The sequence below is a fragment of the Amycolatopsis circi genome (assembly GCF_003385235.1).
Classification (GTDB): Bacteria; Actinomycetota; Actinomycetes; order Mycobacteriales; family Pseudonocardiaceae; genus Amycolatopsis; species Amycolatopsis circi.
Map to the genome: position 1 here is coordinate 1 of NZ_PQIA01000060.1, position 16409 is coordinate 16409.

Consider the following 16409-nt stretch of genomic DNA (forward strand, 5'->3'; position numbering starts at 1 on the left):
CCAGCGTCGATTCGCTGCCGACGAGCAGCCCGGCGACGTCGAAGCCGGGTTCGGGCAGCAGCGAGTCGAGGTTGTAGCCGGAGACCCGGCGCGGGATGTCCGGGAAGCGGCGGCGGATCTCGTCGGCGTACTCGTCGCGCAACCGCCGCAGCTGCCGGTAGATCGCGGCGCGGCGGTCGCCGTGGTGCTCGATCTCGGCGTACTCCTCGTCGCTGGTTTTGCCGCACCAGAACCGGGTTCCGTCGGCGAGCAGCACTTCCAGGCGCACGATGTTGTCGACGACCTTGCCGGTGCGCTGGGCCGTCGCGCCGCAGGAGTTGTTGCCGATCATGCCGCCGAGGGTGCAGTTCATGTGCGTGGCGGGCTCGGGGCCGAAGCGGAGACCGGTGTCGGCGAGCTGCCGGTTGAGGTCGTCCAGCACGATTCCCGGCTGCACCACGCAGGTGCCGCGCTCGGTGTCGACGGATTCCAGCTCGGAGCAGTACTTGGACCAGTCGAGCACGACGGCGGTGTTGGTGCACTGGCCGGCGAGGCTCGTCCCGCCGCCGCGCGAGAGCACGGGCGCGCCGAACTGCCTCGCCACGGCCAGCGCTTCAACGGCGTCGTCGGGGGAACGCGGCACGACGACGCCGAGGGGAACCTGACGGAAATTGGACGCGTCGGTGGAGTAGGCGGCGCGGCTGCCGTCGTCGAAGCGGACCTCGCCCTCGACCCGCTCGCGCAGGGCGGCGGCGAGGGCTTCGGTGTCGATTTCGGCCGGTTCCGGCACGCGCACAACGGGATTGGGGAGTTCAGCGGTGCTCATCGGCCCTCCTCGACCGCGTACTCGGCGGCAGCGTCGGCGTGCAGGCGCAGCCCGTGCCCCGCAACGGACATCGACGGGGCGACCCGGCCTCCGCTGGGGTCGAGGCCGCCGTAGAACAGTTCCCGTTCGATCCGGTCGTGGTCGGCGAACCACTCGATGTGCCGGAAGTTCGGAGTCGCCGCGGCCACGTGCGCGGACAGATTCGGTGCGCAGTGCGCGGAAACCTCGCGATTCGCGGCGGCGGCCAGCGCGGCGACGCGACGCCATTCCGTGTAGCCGCCGCATCGCGTCACGTCGACCTGGAGGCAGTCCACGGAAGGCAGCATCCGGGCGAAGTACGGCAGGTCGTACCCGTACTCGCCGGCGGCGATGTCCGGCCCGTCCGGCGTGCGCAGCTGCGCGAGCCCGGGCAGATCGTCGCTCGACACCGGCTCCTCGAACCAGGTCACGCCGAACTCCCGCAGCGTGTCGGCGATCCGGCGGGCCCGGCCGACCGAGTAGCCGCCGTTCGCGTCGACATACAGCGCGGCGTCGTCCCCGATCGTCTCGCGCGCCAGCCGGACCCGGCCGATGTCGCGCGCGACCGCGTTGCCCCAAGCCTCGCCGATCTTGATCTTCACCCGCGGAATGCGCTGCTTGCGGACCCAGCCGTCCAGCTGCGCCGCCAGTTCGTCGTCGTCCTGCGAGGTGAAGCCGCCGCTGCCGTACACGTCGACCTCGTCGTGCACCCGGCCGAGCAGGCGGCTCAGCGGGACGTCGAGCAGCCGGGCGGACGCGTCCCAGATCGCGATGTCCACAGCGGACAGTGCACAAGAGACCAATCCGGGGCGGCCGAGGTTCCGGATCGCGTGCTGCATGGCGGTCCAGCAGGCGGGCGGATCCAGGACCGGCATTCCGACGATCGCGGAGGCCAGTTTGCCTTCGATCAAGGGGACGCACGAGAAATCGGCGTATGTCCAGCCGAGCCCGTCGGCGCCGCCGGCCCGCACCCTGGCCACGACAAGTGTCGTGGAGTCCCAGGAGAGCGTGCCGTCGGCCTCCGGCGAAGGGGTAGGCACCTGGTAGGCGCGCGCGTCGATCCGTTCGATGTGCGGGGCAGCGACGGTCACCGCGACCGTCCGGGCAAGAACTCCTGCAGCTTCGTCTTCGCACCCTGGAACATCAGGTGGAACGCTTCGGGATCGCCCTTGAGCACCGACTCGGTCACGGATTTCATCTGCTCGAACGTCGCGTGCGGCGGGATCGGCGGGACCTCGGCGTCACACCGCACGTCCAGCACGGCAGGCCGGTCCGAGGCGAACGCGGTCCGCCAAGCCGAAGCGAGATCGTCGGGGTCGTCGACGTTGATCCCTTCGAGGCCGATGCTGCGCGCGAAACCGGCGTAGTCGACGTCCGGCAGCGACTGCGATTCCTCGAACTTCGGCGCGCCCCCCATCGCGCGCAGTTCCCAGGTGACCTGGTTGAGGTCGTTGTTGTGGAACACGCAGACGATGCACCGCGGGTCCGTCCACAATCCCTGGTACCGGGCGATGGTGATCAGCTCGGCCATGCCGTTCATCTGCATGGCACCGTCGCCGACTAGTGCGATCGCCGGCCGGTCAGGATGCGCGAACTTGGCCCCGATCGCATACGGCACACCGGGTCCCATCGTCGCGAGCGTGCCGGACAGCGTGCTCCGGATGCCGTCGCGGATCCGGAGATTGCGCGCGTACCAGTTGGTCGAGGAGCCGGAATCGGCGGTGACCATCGCGTTGCCCGGGATCTGCTGGGACAGCTCGTGCACGATCCGCATCGGGTTGACCGGTTTCGCGCCGACCGCCGCCTGCTGGTCCATGGTGGTCCACCACTCGGCGACGTTCTTCTCGATTTTCTCGCGCCACGAACGGTTTTCGGTCCGGTTCAGCTTCGGCAGGAGCGCGCGCAGGGTCGCCGCGGCGTCGCCGACCAGGTTGACCTCGGTGGGGTAGCGCATGCCGATGAACCGGCCGTCGATGTCGATCTGCACCGCGCGGGCCTGGCCGAACTCCGGCAGGAACTGGCTGTAGGGGAAGTTGGACCCGACGATCAGCAGGGTGTCGCAGTCGCGCATCATCTCGTAGCTCGGCCGGGTGCCGAGCAGTCCGACCGCGCCGGTCACATACGGGAGATCGTCGGGGAGGACGTCCTTGCCCAGCAAGGCTTTCGCGACTCCGGCCCCGGTGAGGTCGGCGACCTGTTTGACTTCTTCGACCGCTTTACGGGCACCTTGCCCGACGAGGATCGCGACCTTCTCGCCCGCGTTGAGCACGTCGGCCGCCTCGCTGATAGCGGGTTCGGGCGGCACCGGATTCGGCCACGCGGTCCCCGGCGGGCTCGACGGCATCTGCTTGAACGCGTGCTGCGGCGGCTCGTAGGGCTCTTCCTGCAGGTCTGCCGGGATGATCAGCGCGGTCGGCGTGCGGGACGCCTGCGCGACGCGGAACGCGCGGTCGAGCGCGTTCGGCAGCTGCTCGGCGACGTTCACCTCGATGCAGTATTCGTTCGCGACATCCCGGTACAGGGCCTGGAGTTCGACCTCCTGCTGGTAGCTGCCGCCCATCGCGGTGCGTGCGGTCTGCCCGACGATCGCGACGACCGGGACGTGGTCGAGTTTCGCGTCGTAGAGCCCGTTCAGCAGGTGGATCGCGCCGGGCCCGGAGGTCGCCATGCACACGCCGACCGCCCCGCTGAACTTCGCGTAGCCGACCGCGGAGAAGGCGGCCATCTCCTCGTGCCGGGCCTGGACGAAGCGCGGCTGGTTGTCCGCCTTGCCGAAGGACGCGACGAGACCGTTGATCCCGTCCCCGGGGTACGCGAACACCTGCTCCACGCCCCAATCGCGCAGCCGCGAAAGCAGGTAATCGCCGACGGTCTCGGTCATGACAATCCTCCCGTGCGTTGAGTTCTCCCCGGCTACCCGGGCCTCAGCGGCGTTACACGTCGTGTCGCAGCCCCTGTTCGTGCCCGGTCGCATTTGTGGTGGTTTCCGCGCCGTCCAGGTGACGCGCGGTGTTGACGAGCCCGACCATGCTGAAGGCCTGCGGCATGTTCCCGAGCTGGCGTCCGGCGGCCGTGTCGTATTCCTCGCTCAGCAGCCCGACATCGTTGCGGACAGCCAGCATCTGCTCGAAAACCTCGACGGCTTCCTCGGTGCGGCCGGTGCCGTGCAGTGCGTCGGCGAGCCAAAAACTGCACGGCAGGAATGCGCCTTCGCCGCCGCGCAATTCACCCATTCCGGAATCGGCGTCCGGGTCGTAACGATGGACGAATCCGTCCCGCGACAGCTCTTTCCGCACCGCGTCGACGGTTCCGCGCACGCGGGAATCGCTGCCGGGAAGGAAGCCGACGCGGGGGATGAGCAGCAAGGCCGCGTCGAGGCCGCGCGAGCCGTAGAACTGGGTGAAAGTGTTGCGGTCGGCGTCGAAACCTTCGCGGCAGACTTCCTGGTGAATGTGTTCGCGCAGCGCGCGCCAGCGGTCGACCGGCCCGTCGAGCTTGTGGCGTTCCACCGTGCGGACGGCGCGGTCGACCCCAGCCCACGCCATTACCTTGGAGTGCACGAAATGTCGCGGTTCGCCCCGTACTTCCCACAGGCTGTGGTCAGGTTCTTCCCAGTGGCTTTCGAGGAAATCGAGCAGCCCGCGCTGCAGGTCCCACGCCGGATGCGTCACCGGCAACCCGGCCTCGCGGACGAGGTGCAGGCCGTCGAGCGCTTCGCCCCACACGTCGAGCTGGACCTGGCCCGCCGCGGCGTTGCCGATCCGCACCGGGGACGAACCGGCGTACCCGTCCAGCCAGTCCAGAGTGGACTCCGGAACCCGGCGGGAGCCGTCGAGTCCATAAAGGACCTGGAGTTCGGCCGGGTCTCCGGCCGCCGCGCGGACCAGCCATTCGCGCCACGCCCGCGCCTCGTCGGGATAGCCCGTCCCGACGAGCGCTTGCAGGGTGAAGGTGGCGTCGCGCAGCCAGCAGTAGCGGTAGTCCCAGTTGCGTTCGCCGCCGATCTTCTCCGGCAGCGACGTCGTCGGCGCGGCGAGAATGCCGCCGGTCGGCTCGTAGGTCAGTGCCTTCAGCGTGATCAGCGCGCGGCGCACCTCGGTGGGCCACCGGCCGTCGTAGCGGCAGCGGCTGATCCAGTCCGCCCAGAACCGTTCGGTGTGCGCCAGAGCCTTCTCGGCGTCCGCCGGATCGGGACGTTCCTGGTAGGAGGCGTGATACGTCAGCACGAACGGCACGCGCTCGCCCTCGGCGACGGTGAACTCGGCAAAACCCTCGGCGGACACTTCGACCGGCGTGGTCAGCCGAATCGCGTCCGGACCGGCGACCGCGTCGAATCGCCCGTCGACGCGGCGGACCCACGGCCGGACCGCCCCGTAGTCGAACCGCGGCCGCAGGCAGGTCCGCATCGGGACCCGGCCGCGCAGCCCTTCGACGATCCGCACGAGATCGGCGGCGCCGTCCCGGGGCGGCATGAAGTCGAGCACGCGGACGGTGCCCTCGGCCGTTTCCCATTCGCTGGCCAGTACCAGGGAATCGCCGACGTAGCCGCGGCGCGTCGCCGGCCCGCCGTCCGCGGGCCCGAGCTGCCACACCCCCGCGCTTTCGTCGTGCAGAAGCGCGGCGAAGCACGCGGGCGAGTCGAAGCGCGGCAGGCACAGCCACTCGACCGCGCCTTCCCGCGACACCAACGCCGCGGTGTGCAAGTCGCCGAGCAGGGCGTAGTCCTCGATCGGGCGCTGGTTCATCGCGGAAAAATCAGTCCCGGCCCAGCGCCTTCGCCAGTTCCTTTTTCGTCATCGTCGAGCGGCCATGGATGTTGCGTTTCTTCGCCTCGTTGTACAGCTGGTCGCGGGTGGGCCCGCCGGGGCCGAGCCGCTTGCCGGAGCGGTGCCCGCCGCGCTGCTGCGGCGACTTGTCCCGCACCGAGGTCTTGCTCGCGCGGTCCGATTCGCCCGACTGCGCCCGGTTCTTGTTGACCGTGCGGGCGGCGATCTCCTTCGCGCGCTTCTTGCTCGCGCCGCGGTCTTCCTGCGACTCTTCGATGTGCTCGTACTGCCGTTCGCGCTTCGAACTCCAGGCCTGCTGGGGCATCCCGCTCTCCTTCCGCCGTTCTTGATCCCGGGGATTGCCCGCGCGGCCGGGACGGAAACATCGCGGTTCGCCGCGCTGGAAACGGGTACCCGCCGGAGAGTGGGACGCGAACAGACTCTTGCCGGGCGGCTGCTGGCCGAGCACCTGGTCGCCGGCCGGCTCGAACCAGGGACCGAAATCGGCCTTCGGGTCGATCAAACGCTGACCCAGGACGCCACGGGCACGCTCGTGATGCAGGAGCTCGAGGCGCTCGGGCTCGATCGCGCGCGGACCGAGCTGAGCGTTCAGTACGTCGACCACAACCTGCTGCAGGCGGACGAGAAGAACGCCGAGGACCACGCTTACCTGCGTTCGGCGTGCCGCCGGTTCGGGCTGTGGTTCTCCAAAGCGGGCAACGGAGTTTCGCATCCGACGCACATGGAGCGCTTCGGCGTGCCCGGCAAGAGCCTCGCCGGGTCCGATTCGCACACCTGTGCGGCCGGGGCGCTGGGCATGCTCGCCGTGGGCGTCGGCGGCCTCGAGGTGGCGCTGGCGATCGCCGGAGAGCCGCTCTACCTGCGGATGCCGGAGATCTGGGGCGTCCGGCTGGAGAACGAGCTGCCGCCGTGGGTGTCGGCGAAGGACGTCGTGCTGGAGATGCTGCGGCGGCACGGCGTGAGCGGCGGGCGGCACCGGATCATCGAGTACCACGGGCCCGGGCTGGCCTGCCTGAGCGCGATGGACCGGCACGTGATCGCGAACATGGGCGCTGAGCTGGGCGCCACCGGAACGGTGTTCCCGGCCGACGAAGCGATCCGTGCGTTCCTTCGCGCGGAAGGTCGCGAACACGACTTCCGCGATCTGCGCGCCGGACGCGATGCTTCCTATGACATCGAGGACGAGATCGATCTGTCTACTGTGGAGCCGTTAGTCGCCAAGCCGTCGTCGCCGGGCAACGTGGTGCCGGTGCGGGAGGCGTCCGGGACTCCGGTGGGGCAGGTCGTGCTCGGTTCGTCGGCCAACCCCGGGTTCCGGGACTTCGCCGTCGCCGCGGCCACCGTCCGGGGCAGGCAGACGGCCGATTCGGTGAGTTTCGACGTCAACCCGACCTCGCGGCAGATCCTCGTCGAACTGGCCCGCAGCGGGCACCTCACCGACCTCGTCGCGGCCGGGGCCCGGGTGCACCAGGCGGGCTGCCTGGGCTGCATCGGGATGGGCCAGGCGCCCGCGCCGGGCACGAACTCGCTGCGCACGTTCCCGCGCAACTTCCCCGGCCGGTCCGGCACCGCGGACGATTCGGTCTGGTTGTGCTCGCCGGAGACCGCGGCGGTGTCGGCGCTGACCGGCGTGCTGACCGATCCGCGCGATTACGCCACCGTCCACCACCTGGCGCACCCGCGCGTCTCCGGACCAGCCCGTTCGGCCGCCGACCCGCGTGTCTTCACCGCTCCGTTGCCCGACGAAGAGGCCTTGCGGGAGGAGTTGGTGAAGGGCCCGAACGTCGCCGGGCTGCCGGACTTCGAGCCGCTCCCGGACGAGATCGAAGGGCCGGTCCTGCTCAAGGCCGGGGACGACGTGTCGACCGACGAGATCTCGCCCGCCGGCGCACGCGCGCTGCCGTACCGCTCGAACATTCCGAAGCTGTCCGAGTTCACGTTCACCCGGATCGACGAGGACTACCCGAAGCGCGCGGCCGACAGCCCGGAGCATTTCGTGGTGGCGGGGGAGAACTACGGCCAGGGCTCGTCTCGCGAGCACGCCGCGATCACCGCCCGGTACCTGGGGCTGCGCGTGGTGCTGGCGCGGTCGTTCGCCCGGATCCACTGGCAGAACCTGGTCAACTTCGGCGTGCTGCCGCTGGAATTCGCCGACCCGGACGACGGCGAGAAAATCCAGCGGGACGACGTGCTGTCCGTGTCCGGGCTCCACCAGCTGGCCGAGACGGCGGAGTTCACCGTCCGGAACCAGACCCGGGACGAGGAGTATCGCGTGAAGCACCAGTTGTCGCCGCGTCAGGTCGACGTGCTGCTGGCGGGCGGGCGGATTCCGCAGCTGGCCCGGGCGCTGCACTGAGCCCGCTCTGGCAGAAGTCCGTGAGGGGAACCCTGAGGGACTCAGATTCCCTCAGGGTTCCCCTCACGGACCTTTGGCTGGTCAGGAAGCCTTCAGCGCGGCTTCCAGGTCGGCGCGGGACATCTTGGAGCGGCCCTTGACGTCGCGCTCCTTCGCGAGCTTCTGCAGCTCGGTCTTGGACAGCTCGGACAAGTCCGGGGTGCGCGGCCGACGGCTGCCGCGCACGCTCTTGGCCAGCGCCTCCATCAGGTCGACCACCTTCGTCGGTTCCTCCGGCTCGGCGGCGGGCGTGACGGTGTTCCCGGCCTTCTTGGCCTCGATCAGCTCCTCCACCCGTTCGCGATAGGTGTCGTGGAACTCCTCCGGCTGCCACGGCTCGGACATCGCGTCGATCAGCTTGACCGCGAGGTCCAGCTCCTTCTTGTTCGTCTTGGCCTTGGCGGGCAGCTGCGGCACGTCGTCCGCGCTGCGCACTTCGGCGGCGTAATGCAGCGTGTTCAGCACGATCACGCCGTCGCCGGCTCGGGCGAGCGCCAGGTGTTCGCGGCCGTGGAAGACGAACTTCGCGACGGCCGCCTTGTCCCGGCTGGCCAGCGCGTCGAGCAGCAGCACGTACGGCCGCTGTCCGTCTTCCTTGGCGGGCGCGAGCCAGTAGGCGCGGTCGAAGAACACCGGGTCGACCTCGGCGAGGTCCACGAAGCTCTCCACCTCGAGCGACCGCGACCGGCCGGGCGCGATCTCGTCCAGTTCCTCCTGCTCGACCAGCACGTACTCGTCGTCGCCGACCTCGCGGCCGCGGACGATGTCGGCGTAGGACACCTCGTCGCCGGTCCGCTCGTTCACCCGCCGGTAGCGGATGCGGTCCTGGGTCCCGCGCTGGAACTGCGTGAAGTGCACCGCGTGGTCCTCGACCGCCTTGTACATCCGCACCGGGACGTTCACCAGCCCGAACGACAGCGAGCCCTGCCACACCGGACGCATCGGCCGCTCCTTCCTCCCTGTTGCCCGCCGGGTACCCAAAGCGGGCGCCCGGCACACCGCGCGGTGTAAGCGCGGGGGATTCGGGGTAACTGATCCACCGATGCGCATAAAACCTCGGGGAAGCCAGTTCTTCCAGCTGCTCGCGGACGCGGCCGCGAACCTCGTCACCGCCACCGCGCTGCTGCGGGACCTCACCGAGGCCGCGCCGCCCGACCGCGAGGCCATCGCGGCCCGGCTGCACGAGGTCGAACACGCCGGCGACGACCTGACGCACACCATCATGGTCGAGCTGAACAGCACGTTCGTCACGCCGTTCGACCGCGAGGACATCCAGGCGCTGGCCGCGCGGATCGACGACGTCCTGGACTTTTTGGACACTGCCGCCGACCTCGCGGTGCTGTACCGGCTGGGCGAGTTTCCGCCGGGCACCAAGGGGATGCTGCGCGTGCTGTGCCGCGCCGCGGAGCTGACCGCGGAATCGATGCCGGGGCTGGCGAAGGTGGGCGAGCTGTCGCCGTACTGGATCGAGATCAACGCCTTGGAGAACGAGGCGGACCACACTTACCGGCGGATGCTCGCCGACCTGTTCCAGCCGGGGGCCGACGCGCTCGAAGTGCTCAAGGCGAAGGAAGTCGTCGAACAGTTCGAACTGGCGGCCGACGGATTCGAGCACGTCGCGGACGTGGTGCAGACGATCGCGGTCAAGGAGTCCTGAGTGGACGGCACCGCCGCGCTGGTCGCCGTCGTGGTGCTGACGGTCTTTTTCGACTACACCAACGGTTTCCACGACGCCGCCAACGCGATCGCCAGCGCGGTGTCGACGCGGGCGCTCCCGCTGCGCACCGCGCTCGTGCTGGCCGCGGTGATGAACCTGGCCGGAGCGCTGCTGTCGACCGGGATCGCCGCGACCGTCGCGAAAGGAATCATCGACGTCCCGCCCGGCCCGGGCGCGCTGACCGTGGTGCTCGCCGCGCTGGTCGGCGCGATCGCGTGGAACCTGGTGACCTGGTATTTCGGCCTGCCGTCCTCGTCGTCGCATTCGCTGATCGGCGGCATGGTCGGGGCCGCGCTGGCCGCGGCGAGCACGGTGCACTGGACGGGCATCGCGGAGAAAGTGCTGGTGCCGATGGTCGCTTCGCCGCTGCTCGGGCTGCTGCTCGGCTACGCGGCGATGGTCGCGGTGCTGTGGCTGCTGCGCCGGAAGAACCCGCACCGGAGCGGCCGGGTGTTCCGCCGGCTGCAGATCGTGTCGGCCTCGGCGCTGGCGCTCGGACACGGATTGCAGGACGCGCAGAAGGGGATGGGCGTGCTCGTCCTGGCGCTGATCGCGGCGGGTAAACAGGATACGTTTTCGGTACCCCTGTGGGTGACGCTGGTGTGCGCCGGGGCGCTCTCGCTCGGCACCTGCTCGGGCGGCCTGCGGATCATGCGCACCCTCGGCCGCCGAGTGTTCCCGCTCGATCCGCCGCACGGGTTTGTCGCGGAATCCGTCGGGGCTTCGGTGCTGTACTTGACGGCTTTCGCGGTGAAGGCGCCGATTTCGACCACCCACGTGATCACCGCGGCGGTGATGGGCGTCGGCGCGACCCGGCGGCTTTCGGCGGTGCGGTGGGGGATCGCGCGCGACATCGTGCTGGGGTGGGTACTGACGTTCCCGGCTGCGGCTGGGGTGGCTGCGCTGGCATTCTGGCTTTTGTCGTCCTTCGGGTGATCACCGGGGCGCTAGGGCGAGGGCTTCGTTGTCGCTGGTAGGGCTGAAGTCTTCATAGAACTCGCCGACCGCGCGGAACCCCTCTGGCTTCTGGAGAGAGAGACTGCTTCGCCTTCGCGGGCGAGCTTGTCCAATGTGGGCGGCGCGAAGCCGTTGGGCGGTGTGGCGGGTGTTTGGGTGATCACCGGGGCGCCAGGGTGAGGGCTTCGTTGTCGCTGGCCGGGCCGAAGTCCGTGTAAAACTCGCCGACGGCGCGGATTTCCTGCGGTTCCTGAAGACAAACCACCTCGTCGGCCTCGCGGGCGAGTTTGGCCAGATCGGGCGGCTTTCGGCGGCGCGGCGGGCCTTCGAGTGATCACCGGGGCACCAGAGCGAGAACTTCGTCGTCGCTGGTCGGGCTGAAGTCCGCATAGAACTCGCCGACCGCGCGAAACCCCTCCGGTTCCCGGAGACAAACCACCTCGTCCGCCTCGCGGGCGAGCTTGTCCAAAGCGGACGGCGCGCCGACCGGAGCGGCGAAGACCAGTCGCAGCGGCGCGTACGACCGAAGTGCCCGCAGCGCGGCGATCGCGGTCCCTCCGGTAGCGACGCCGTCATCGACCACCACCACGTCATGCCCGGCCGGCGAGCGCGGGACACGGTCGCCCAGATAGCGGCGGACCTGATCGCGGGCTTCGGTACGGGCGTGGTCGACCAGGTCCGCCACGTCGTCCGGCGTCAGCCCGAGCGCACGGAGCCCGGCGCGGTCGAAGAACGGCGGCCCGTCCGCCGCGACGGCGCCGAGTCCGAGTTCCGGCCGTCCCGGCGCGCCGATCTTGCGCGCGACCAGGAGTTCCAGCGGTGCGTCCAGCTCCTGCGCGACGGGTGCGGCGACCGGCAGCCCGCCCCGGGCGAGCCCGAAGACGACCGGGTCGGCCCAATCCCGCCGGGCCAGCGCGGCGGCGAGCCGGGTGCCCGCGTCGGCGCGGTTCCGGAACGGTTTCACCAGCGGCCTTTCCTTGCCCGCCAGCGGAATCGGCTGTTCTTTTTGGACTTCATGGTGCGGCGCAGCAACTGTCCGGCGGTGAGGACGACCGCGGTCAGCCCGGCGGCCACCGCGCCGTGGTGACGGCTGAGCACCGGCTGGACGTCGTGCGCTTTCGCCTGCCGGTCGAACTCCCCGTGCGCGCCGTAGTCGAACCCGCGCGGCCCGTCCGCCGGTTCCCACAGGTTCGCGGGCTGGCTCGGACGCTGGGGCTGTCCGGTTTGCTGGGCGCCGAACCCGGTGCGGCCGAGGTAGCGGTCGAGCAGGCCGGGGGCGACGGCGTTGGCCAGCAGCGTCGCGGCGGTGCTCGTGCCGACCCAGTACTCGCGGCGGCGCGGGTGGTCGGCTGCGTGCAGCACCGCGCGGGCGGCGAGTTCGGGCTGGTAGATCGGCGGCACCGGCTGGGCGTGCTCGGGCAGCCGGGACAGCAGCCAGGTGAACTGCGGCGTGTTGACCGCGGGCAGCTGCACCATGGTCGTGCGGATTCCGCTGTGCTCGTGGAGAAGTTCGCAGCGAAGCGCTTCGTTGAAGCCCTGAATGGCGTGCTTGGCCCCGCAGTACGCGCTCTGCAGCGGAATTCCGCGATACGCGAGCGCTGAGCCGACCTGGACGATCGTGCCCGCGTCCCGCGGCTTCATCCGGGCGAGGGCGGCCATCGTGCCGTGCACGAAACCGAGGTAGGTCACCTCGGTGACCCGGCGGTATTCCTCGGGCTTGACGTCGGCGAACCGGGCGAACACCGAGCTGAACGCGACGTTGACCCACACGTCGATCGGCCCCAGTTCCTCCTCGGCGCGGGTCGCGGCGGCGTCGACCTGGGCGAAGTCGGCTACGTCCGTCGGCAGCTCCAGCGGCGTGCCTCCGGCGTCCCGGACATCTTCCGCGGCGGCGGCGAGCCCTTTCTCGCCACGCGCGAGCAGGGCGACTTTCGCGCCGCGGCTTCCATAAGCGCGCGCGACGGCCCGGCCTACTCCGGCGCTGGCCCCGGTCACGACTACGACGGGCGGCATGGGAATCCTTTCCCCGGACCGGAAGTCCGGCGGGTCGGCGGACGCAGACACTCCTGGCGGGCGACGTGCCCGCACACCGCGATCGCGGCCAGCACGAAGCCGAGCAGCGCGAGCGGCACCTCCGGCGGAAAGACGATCCCGCAGGCCACGAGCCCCGCGGCGGCCGCGGTGAGAGCCCAGCACGCCGCCGGCCACACCCGGCGCAGCGGCCACGCCGACCGGCCGAAGGCGCGTTGCACCCACAGCGCGTCGGTGGCGAGAAGCCCTCGCTCCATCGCCCGCAGCGCGGGGTCGGCCCGGTGGGGATCCGGCTGCCGGTGCGCGGCCATCGCCTGCTCCCTTCCGCCTGACCGACGGCTTACCCGCTTCTGGCCAGGGCAAACCAGAAGGGCGGAAGCGTCCGGTTTGCCGGGGAAGGCGAAGGGTAACCGGGCGGGCGAGCGCAATCGCCGGAGAACCTTCGGAGGGAGCACGAGATGAGCAGGCTGCTGGTAGACCCGGAAAGCGCGACCGTCCCCTGTGGACAGTGCGGCCGCGAGGCGGTGCACGTGGGCAGGCTGGTCCAGGAGGACGGGACGCCGGTCAGCCACGCGGTGGTGTGCACGGTGTGCCGCGCGCATCGGCCGGGGCCCGTGCTGGGGGAGACGCGACGTCCTCGGCTGGCCCTGCTTTCGCGGCCGACCTGAGGCTGACCCTGGGGCCGCCGTCGCGGCGCTGGGGAGGTCCGTGAAGGGCTCCTTGAGGGAATCAGATTCCCTCAAGGAGCCCTTCACGGACGTTGCGCAATCGGCCTGGCGAGGGTGCCGGAACCTCGCGCTGCGGCCGGAATCCCGGCTCAGCCGATCCCGAGCACGGACTCCGCGGTGGTCCAGTTGGTGAGCATCGCGTGCTGCGCGTCGGCGAGAGTGGCCTTCCCCGCGCAGACCGCCTTCTTGACCGCGTTCTCGACGGAGTCCTTGCTGTAGGAGTTCTGGTCGCCGTCGTGCGGTTCCGGCCAGAGGTTGTTCGGGTCCTTCGGCGCACCGCCCAGTTCGAGCGGCAGGAAGTGGTCCTCCTCGTACGAGCTGAGCGAGGTGTCGGAGTAGCCGTAGTCGATGATGCCCTGCTTCTTGAGCTTGTTGGTGTAGGTCGTCGGCGGGCGGATGGTGGCCGTCCAGCCGGGGACGCAGATCGTGTCGTCGATGGTGTCCTGGCTGACGTCCGGGTTGGTCGCGCCGGGCGTGCAGGCCGGGTCGGGCAGCGGAAGATAGGACTGCGAGCACCTCGCGGCGAGAGTGTGCGAGACGTCGGCGTGCGCGGCCGGCGCGACCAAGGCCAGCGAACCGGCCAAAATGGTTGCCGACGCGGCGAAACGGGCAAGTCGGGACATGGAAATCTCCTCCTCGGGCACGGTCGCGCCAGCGTCCGCCGAGGCCGGGTAATCGCACTACCTACCTTCGAAGGAATCAGTGAAGAATTAACCGGGTGCTCAACTTGCCGGGCGGCAAAATGCACAAGGTGGACGTAAATCCGGGGTTGCTTATGGCTTTCGGGCGGGATGATCGGTAAATGCGGCGCAACCCGGTCAAGTGCCGATGAACAGCGTCAAACAGCTTGATCAGCCAGCATTCGGACGTACAGGACAAGCGTGTGACGGGCGGCTCCCGGCGCTCGGAAAGGTTGTTCGAAACCGTTTCCGGTCGGTTTTTATGCGACTTCCCGGTGATTCGGGGAAAGTGGTGCAATCGATTTACGCTGCGCCGTTCGGTTGAAGTTGCGGTGTTTCGGTATCCGTTTCAGGCCGTTGCGCGACCTTTTTCGTGAACGCCGCCGGAATTGATCTTTTCGGGCGGAATTTCCGGGGGTGAGCGATGGGCGAGCGCGAAGGACCGAACTCCGGTGCGGGGCACGGCGAGGGAGCGGAAAGCGGTCCGGCGGGCGAAAACGCGCCCGCCGAACCGGAAATGGGGTACGAGATTCCGATCGGGATGCCGGTTCCGGCCGCCGAGATGGAGCGGCTGAAGGCGGCCGCGCGGCGGCACCGCGATCGGGAGGAGGAGGCCGACGCCCCGGCACGGGCCGGCGACGAGGCCGCGGAGGAAGAGGGTGATCACCGTGATGCCTGAAGCACAGGTGCTCGAGGGCCAAGCCGGCGAAACGGCCGGTGGTGCGTCGCGGGAGATGGCGGATCTGACGGTCGGCGAACTCCTCGCCGAACCGCCGTCGCCGGACCGGTCTCCGTTGTTCGCGCAACGGTTCCCGGTGCCGGTCGAGGAGTACGACCGGCTGAAGACCGGCGCGCGGGAGCACGGCGCGGAAGCGCTGGCGCCCGCGGACGCGCTCGACGTACAGCTCGACGAGGAAGCGGCGGCGGAACTGTCGGAGGAGAATCCGCCGGAGGACGAGATCGCCGAGGGGCTGGCCCCGGCGGCGTCGGCGAGTTTCGAGGGGATTTCGCAGACCGCGTTCCGGCCGCCGGACTGCACGGTCGCGGTCGGCCCGAAGCAGGTGCTGGCCGCGGTCAACGTGGACCTGGTCGGGTATGACAAGACCGGCCTGCAACAGTTCCGGTGGGCGAATTTCACCGCCATGTTCAATCCGGTTCTTCCTGCCGGGGCGCAGCTTTTCGACCCGAAACTGGCCTATGACCACTACAGCGGCCGGTGGATCGTCTGCGTCGCCGCGCGGCGCGCGAACCCGCAAGGATCGTGGATCATGCTCGGCGTCTCGCAGACCGGCGACCCCGCGGGCGGGTACTGGATCTGGAGCACCGACGCGACCGCGAACGGTTCCACCGCCACCGGCAACTGGTCGGACTACCCGATGCTGGGCTTCGACTCCCAGGCGATTTACGTGTCCGCCAACCAATTCGCCTTCGGCGGCGGGTTCGCCTACGCGAAACTGCGGATCTTCAACAAGGCGGAGCTGTACAGCGGCGGGCTCGGCGGAGGCCACACCATCCGCTGGTGGGATTTCTGGGACCTGAAGAACCCGGACGGCAGCGGCGCGTTCTCCGTGCAGCCGTGCTGCCATTTCCAAGGCATAGGCGGGAATCCCCGGGCCTACCTGGTGAACTCGCTGTTCCCGTCGGGGTCGAGCCTCACCCTCTGGACGCTGTCGAACCCGCTGGGTCTGTGGTCCGGCGGCGCGCCGGCACTCACCTCGACCGCCGTTTCCTGCCGCAGCTACAACCTGCCGCCCGGCGCGGTGCAAAAAGACGGCGGCACCACGCGAATCGCCACGAACGACACCCGGCTGCTCAACGCGGTTTTCCAAGCGGCAGGCCGAACGCAGCGCTTGTGGACGACGCACACGTCCGCGTACAGCTGGCCCGGCGACAGCGAGGCGCGTTCAGTGGTGCAGTGGTACGAAATCGACGTGCCCAGCCACTCGATCACGCAACAAGGAGCGTTCGGCGCGCCCAGCAAGCACTACTTCTTCCCGGCCGTCCAGACCGACATTTCGCGCAACGCCCACGTAGCGTTCGGCCGGTCCGCGGACGACGAGTACGGCCACTTCCGCCAGACCGGCCGCCTCGCCACCGACCCTCCCGGCACGTTGCAGGGCAGCGCGTCGGTGATCGCCGGGCAAAGCGCCTACACCGGCGGCAGATGGGGCGACTACTTCGGCATCGGCCGGGACCCGTCGGATTCCCGGACCGTGTGGAGCTACGGCGAATACGCCGGCGCGGGCAACACCTGGCGGACGCGCCTCAACGCGGCGAAGTACTGACGAGCA

General features: G+C 69.7%; 16 protein-coding genes. 6 read left to right on the forward strand and 10 right to left on the reverse strand.

Going from position 1 to position 16409, the window contains the following annotated elements:
* The 5 genes from D0D37_RS24265 to D0D37_RS24285 form a co-directional block, all read right to left on the reverse strand.
* A partial coding sequence (locus D0D37_RS24265) for an FAD-binding oxidoreductase (protein ID WP_162834448.1) occupies positions 1-805 on the reverse strand: 805 nt, incomplete at its 3' end.
* Complete coding sequence (locus D0D37_RS24270) at positions 802-1914, reverse strand: enolase C-terminal domain-like protein (protein ID WP_116202870.1); 1113 nt, start codon at positions 1912-1914, stop codon at positions 802-804. The genes D0D37_RS24270 and D0D37_RS24265, both read right to left, overlap by 4 nt.
* A complete protein-coding gene (locus tag D0D37_RS24275; protein ID WP_116202871.1) occupies positions 1911-3704 on the reverse strand; it encodes a thiamine pyrophosphate-requiring protein in 1794 nt (597 codons plus the stop codon). Before D0D37_RS24275 ends, D0D37_RS24270 begins: the two co-directional genes overlap by 4 nt.
* 52 nt (positions 3705-3756) lie before the next feature.
* A complete protein-coding gene (locus D0D37_RS24280; RefSeq protein WP_116202872.1) occupies positions 3757-5568 on the reverse strand; it encodes a glycoside hydrolase family 15 protein in 1812 nt (603 codons plus the stop codon).
* A 10-nt stretch (positions 5569-5578) separates the two neighbouring features.
* Positions 5579-5914, reverse strand: a complete 336-nt coding sequence (locus D0D37_RS24285) for a plasmid stabilization protein (protein ID WP_116202873.1) — start codon at positions 5912-5914, stop codon at positions 5579-5581.
* Positions 5915-6013: 99 nt separating this feature from the next.
* Between D0D37_RS24285 and D0D37_RS24290 the strand changes: the two genes are divergently transcribed.
* Complete coding sequence (locus D0D37_RS24290) at positions 6014-7966, forward strand: aconitate hydratase (RefSeq protein WP_116202874.1); 1953 nt, start codon at positions 6014-6016, stop codon at positions 7964-7966.
* Positions 7967-8047: 81 nt separating this feature from the next.
* Here the strand turns inward: D0D37_RS24290 and ku are convergent, their stop codons facing one another.
* Complete coding sequence (gene ku, locus D0D37_RS24295) at positions 8048-8947, reverse strand: non-homologous end joining protein Ku (RefSeq protein ID WP_116202875.1); 900 nt, start codon at positions 8945-8947, stop codon at positions 8048-8050.
* 100 nt (positions 8948-9047) lie between these two features.
* On the opposite strand from ku, the gene D0D37_RS24300 reads away from it, so the two are divergent.
* Both D0D37_RS24300 and D0D37_RS24305 read left to right on the forward strand, forming a co-directional pair.
* Positions 9048-9662 carry a DUF47 domain-containing protein gene (locus tag D0D37_RS24300; protein ID WP_116202876.1) on the forward strand — a complete coding sequence of 205 codons (615 nt, stop codon included), beginning with the start codon at positions 9048-9050 and terminating at the stop codon, positions 9660-9662.
* On the forward strand, positions 9663-10658 hold the full coding sequence (locus D0D37_RS24305) for an inorganic phosphate transporter (protein ID WP_116202877.1): 996 nt from the start codon (positions 9663-9665) through the stop codon (positions 10656-10658).
* Between the two features lie 355 nt (positions 10659-11013).
* Here the strand turns inward: D0D37_RS24305 and D0D37_RS24315 are convergent, their stop codons facing one another.
* Genes D0D37_RS24315 through D0D37_RS24325 form a run of 3 tightly spaced genes read right to left on the reverse strand, consistent with a single transcriptional unit; the run spans position 11014 to position 13021 of the window.
* Entirely contained in the window at positions 11014-11643 is a 630-nt protein-coding gene (locus D0D37_RS24315) for a phosphoribosyltransferase (protein ID WP_116202878.1), read from the reverse strand.
* On the reverse strand, positions 11640-12692 hold the full coding sequence (locus tag D0D37_RS24320) for an SDR family oxidoreductase (RefSeq protein WP_116202879.1): 1053 nt from the start codon (positions 12690-12692) through the stop codon (positions 11640-11642). The genes D0D37_RS24315 and D0D37_RS24320 overlap by 4 nt, the downstream gene beginning before the upstream one ends.
* Positions 12677-13021: a DUF3040 domain-containing protein gene (locus tag D0D37_RS24325; RefSeq protein WP_116202880.1), complete on the reverse strand. Its 345-nt coding sequence runs from the start codon at positions 13019-13021 to the stop codon at positions 12677-12679. Before D0D37_RS24325 ends, D0D37_RS24320 begins: the two co-directional genes overlap by 16 nt.
* A 147-nt stretch (positions 13022-13168) precedes the next feature.
* On the opposite strand from D0D37_RS24325, the gene D0D37_RS24330 reads away from it, so the two are divergent.
* Positions 13169-13378 (forward strand): hypothetical protein, encoded by a 210-nt coding sequence (locus D0D37_RS24330; RefSeq protein ID WP_116202881.1) that lies wholly within the window; start codon positions 13169-13171, stop codon positions 13376-13378.
* Between the two features lie 149 nt (positions 13379-13527).
* Here D0D37_RS24330 and D0D37_RS24335 read toward each other — a convergent pair whose 3' ends face one another.
* Positions 13528-14061 (reverse strand): hypothetical protein, encoded by a 534-nt coding sequence (locus tag D0D37_RS24335; protein ID WP_116202882.1) that lies wholly within the window; start codon positions 14059-14061, stop codon positions 13528-13530.
* A 481-nt stretch (positions 14062-14542) separates the two neighbouring features.
* Between D0D37_RS24335 and D0D37_RS24340 the strand changes: the two genes are divergently transcribed.
* The gene (locus tag D0D37_RS24340) at positions 14543-14797 is read left to right on the forward strand and encodes a hypothetical protein (RefSeq protein WP_116202883.1); all 255 of its coding nucleotides are present in this window, start codon (positions 14543-14545) and stop codon (positions 14795-14797) included.
* The gene (locus tag D0D37_RS24345) at positions 14790-16403 is read left to right on the forward strand and encodes a hypothetical protein (RefSeq protein ID WP_244223651.1); all 1614 of its coding nucleotides are present in this window, start codon (positions 14790-14792) and stop codon (positions 16401-16403) included. The genes D0D37_RS24340 and D0D37_RS24345 overlap by 8 nt, the downstream gene beginning before the upstream one ends.
* The last annotated feature ends 6 nt before the right edge of the window (positions 16404-16409 follow it).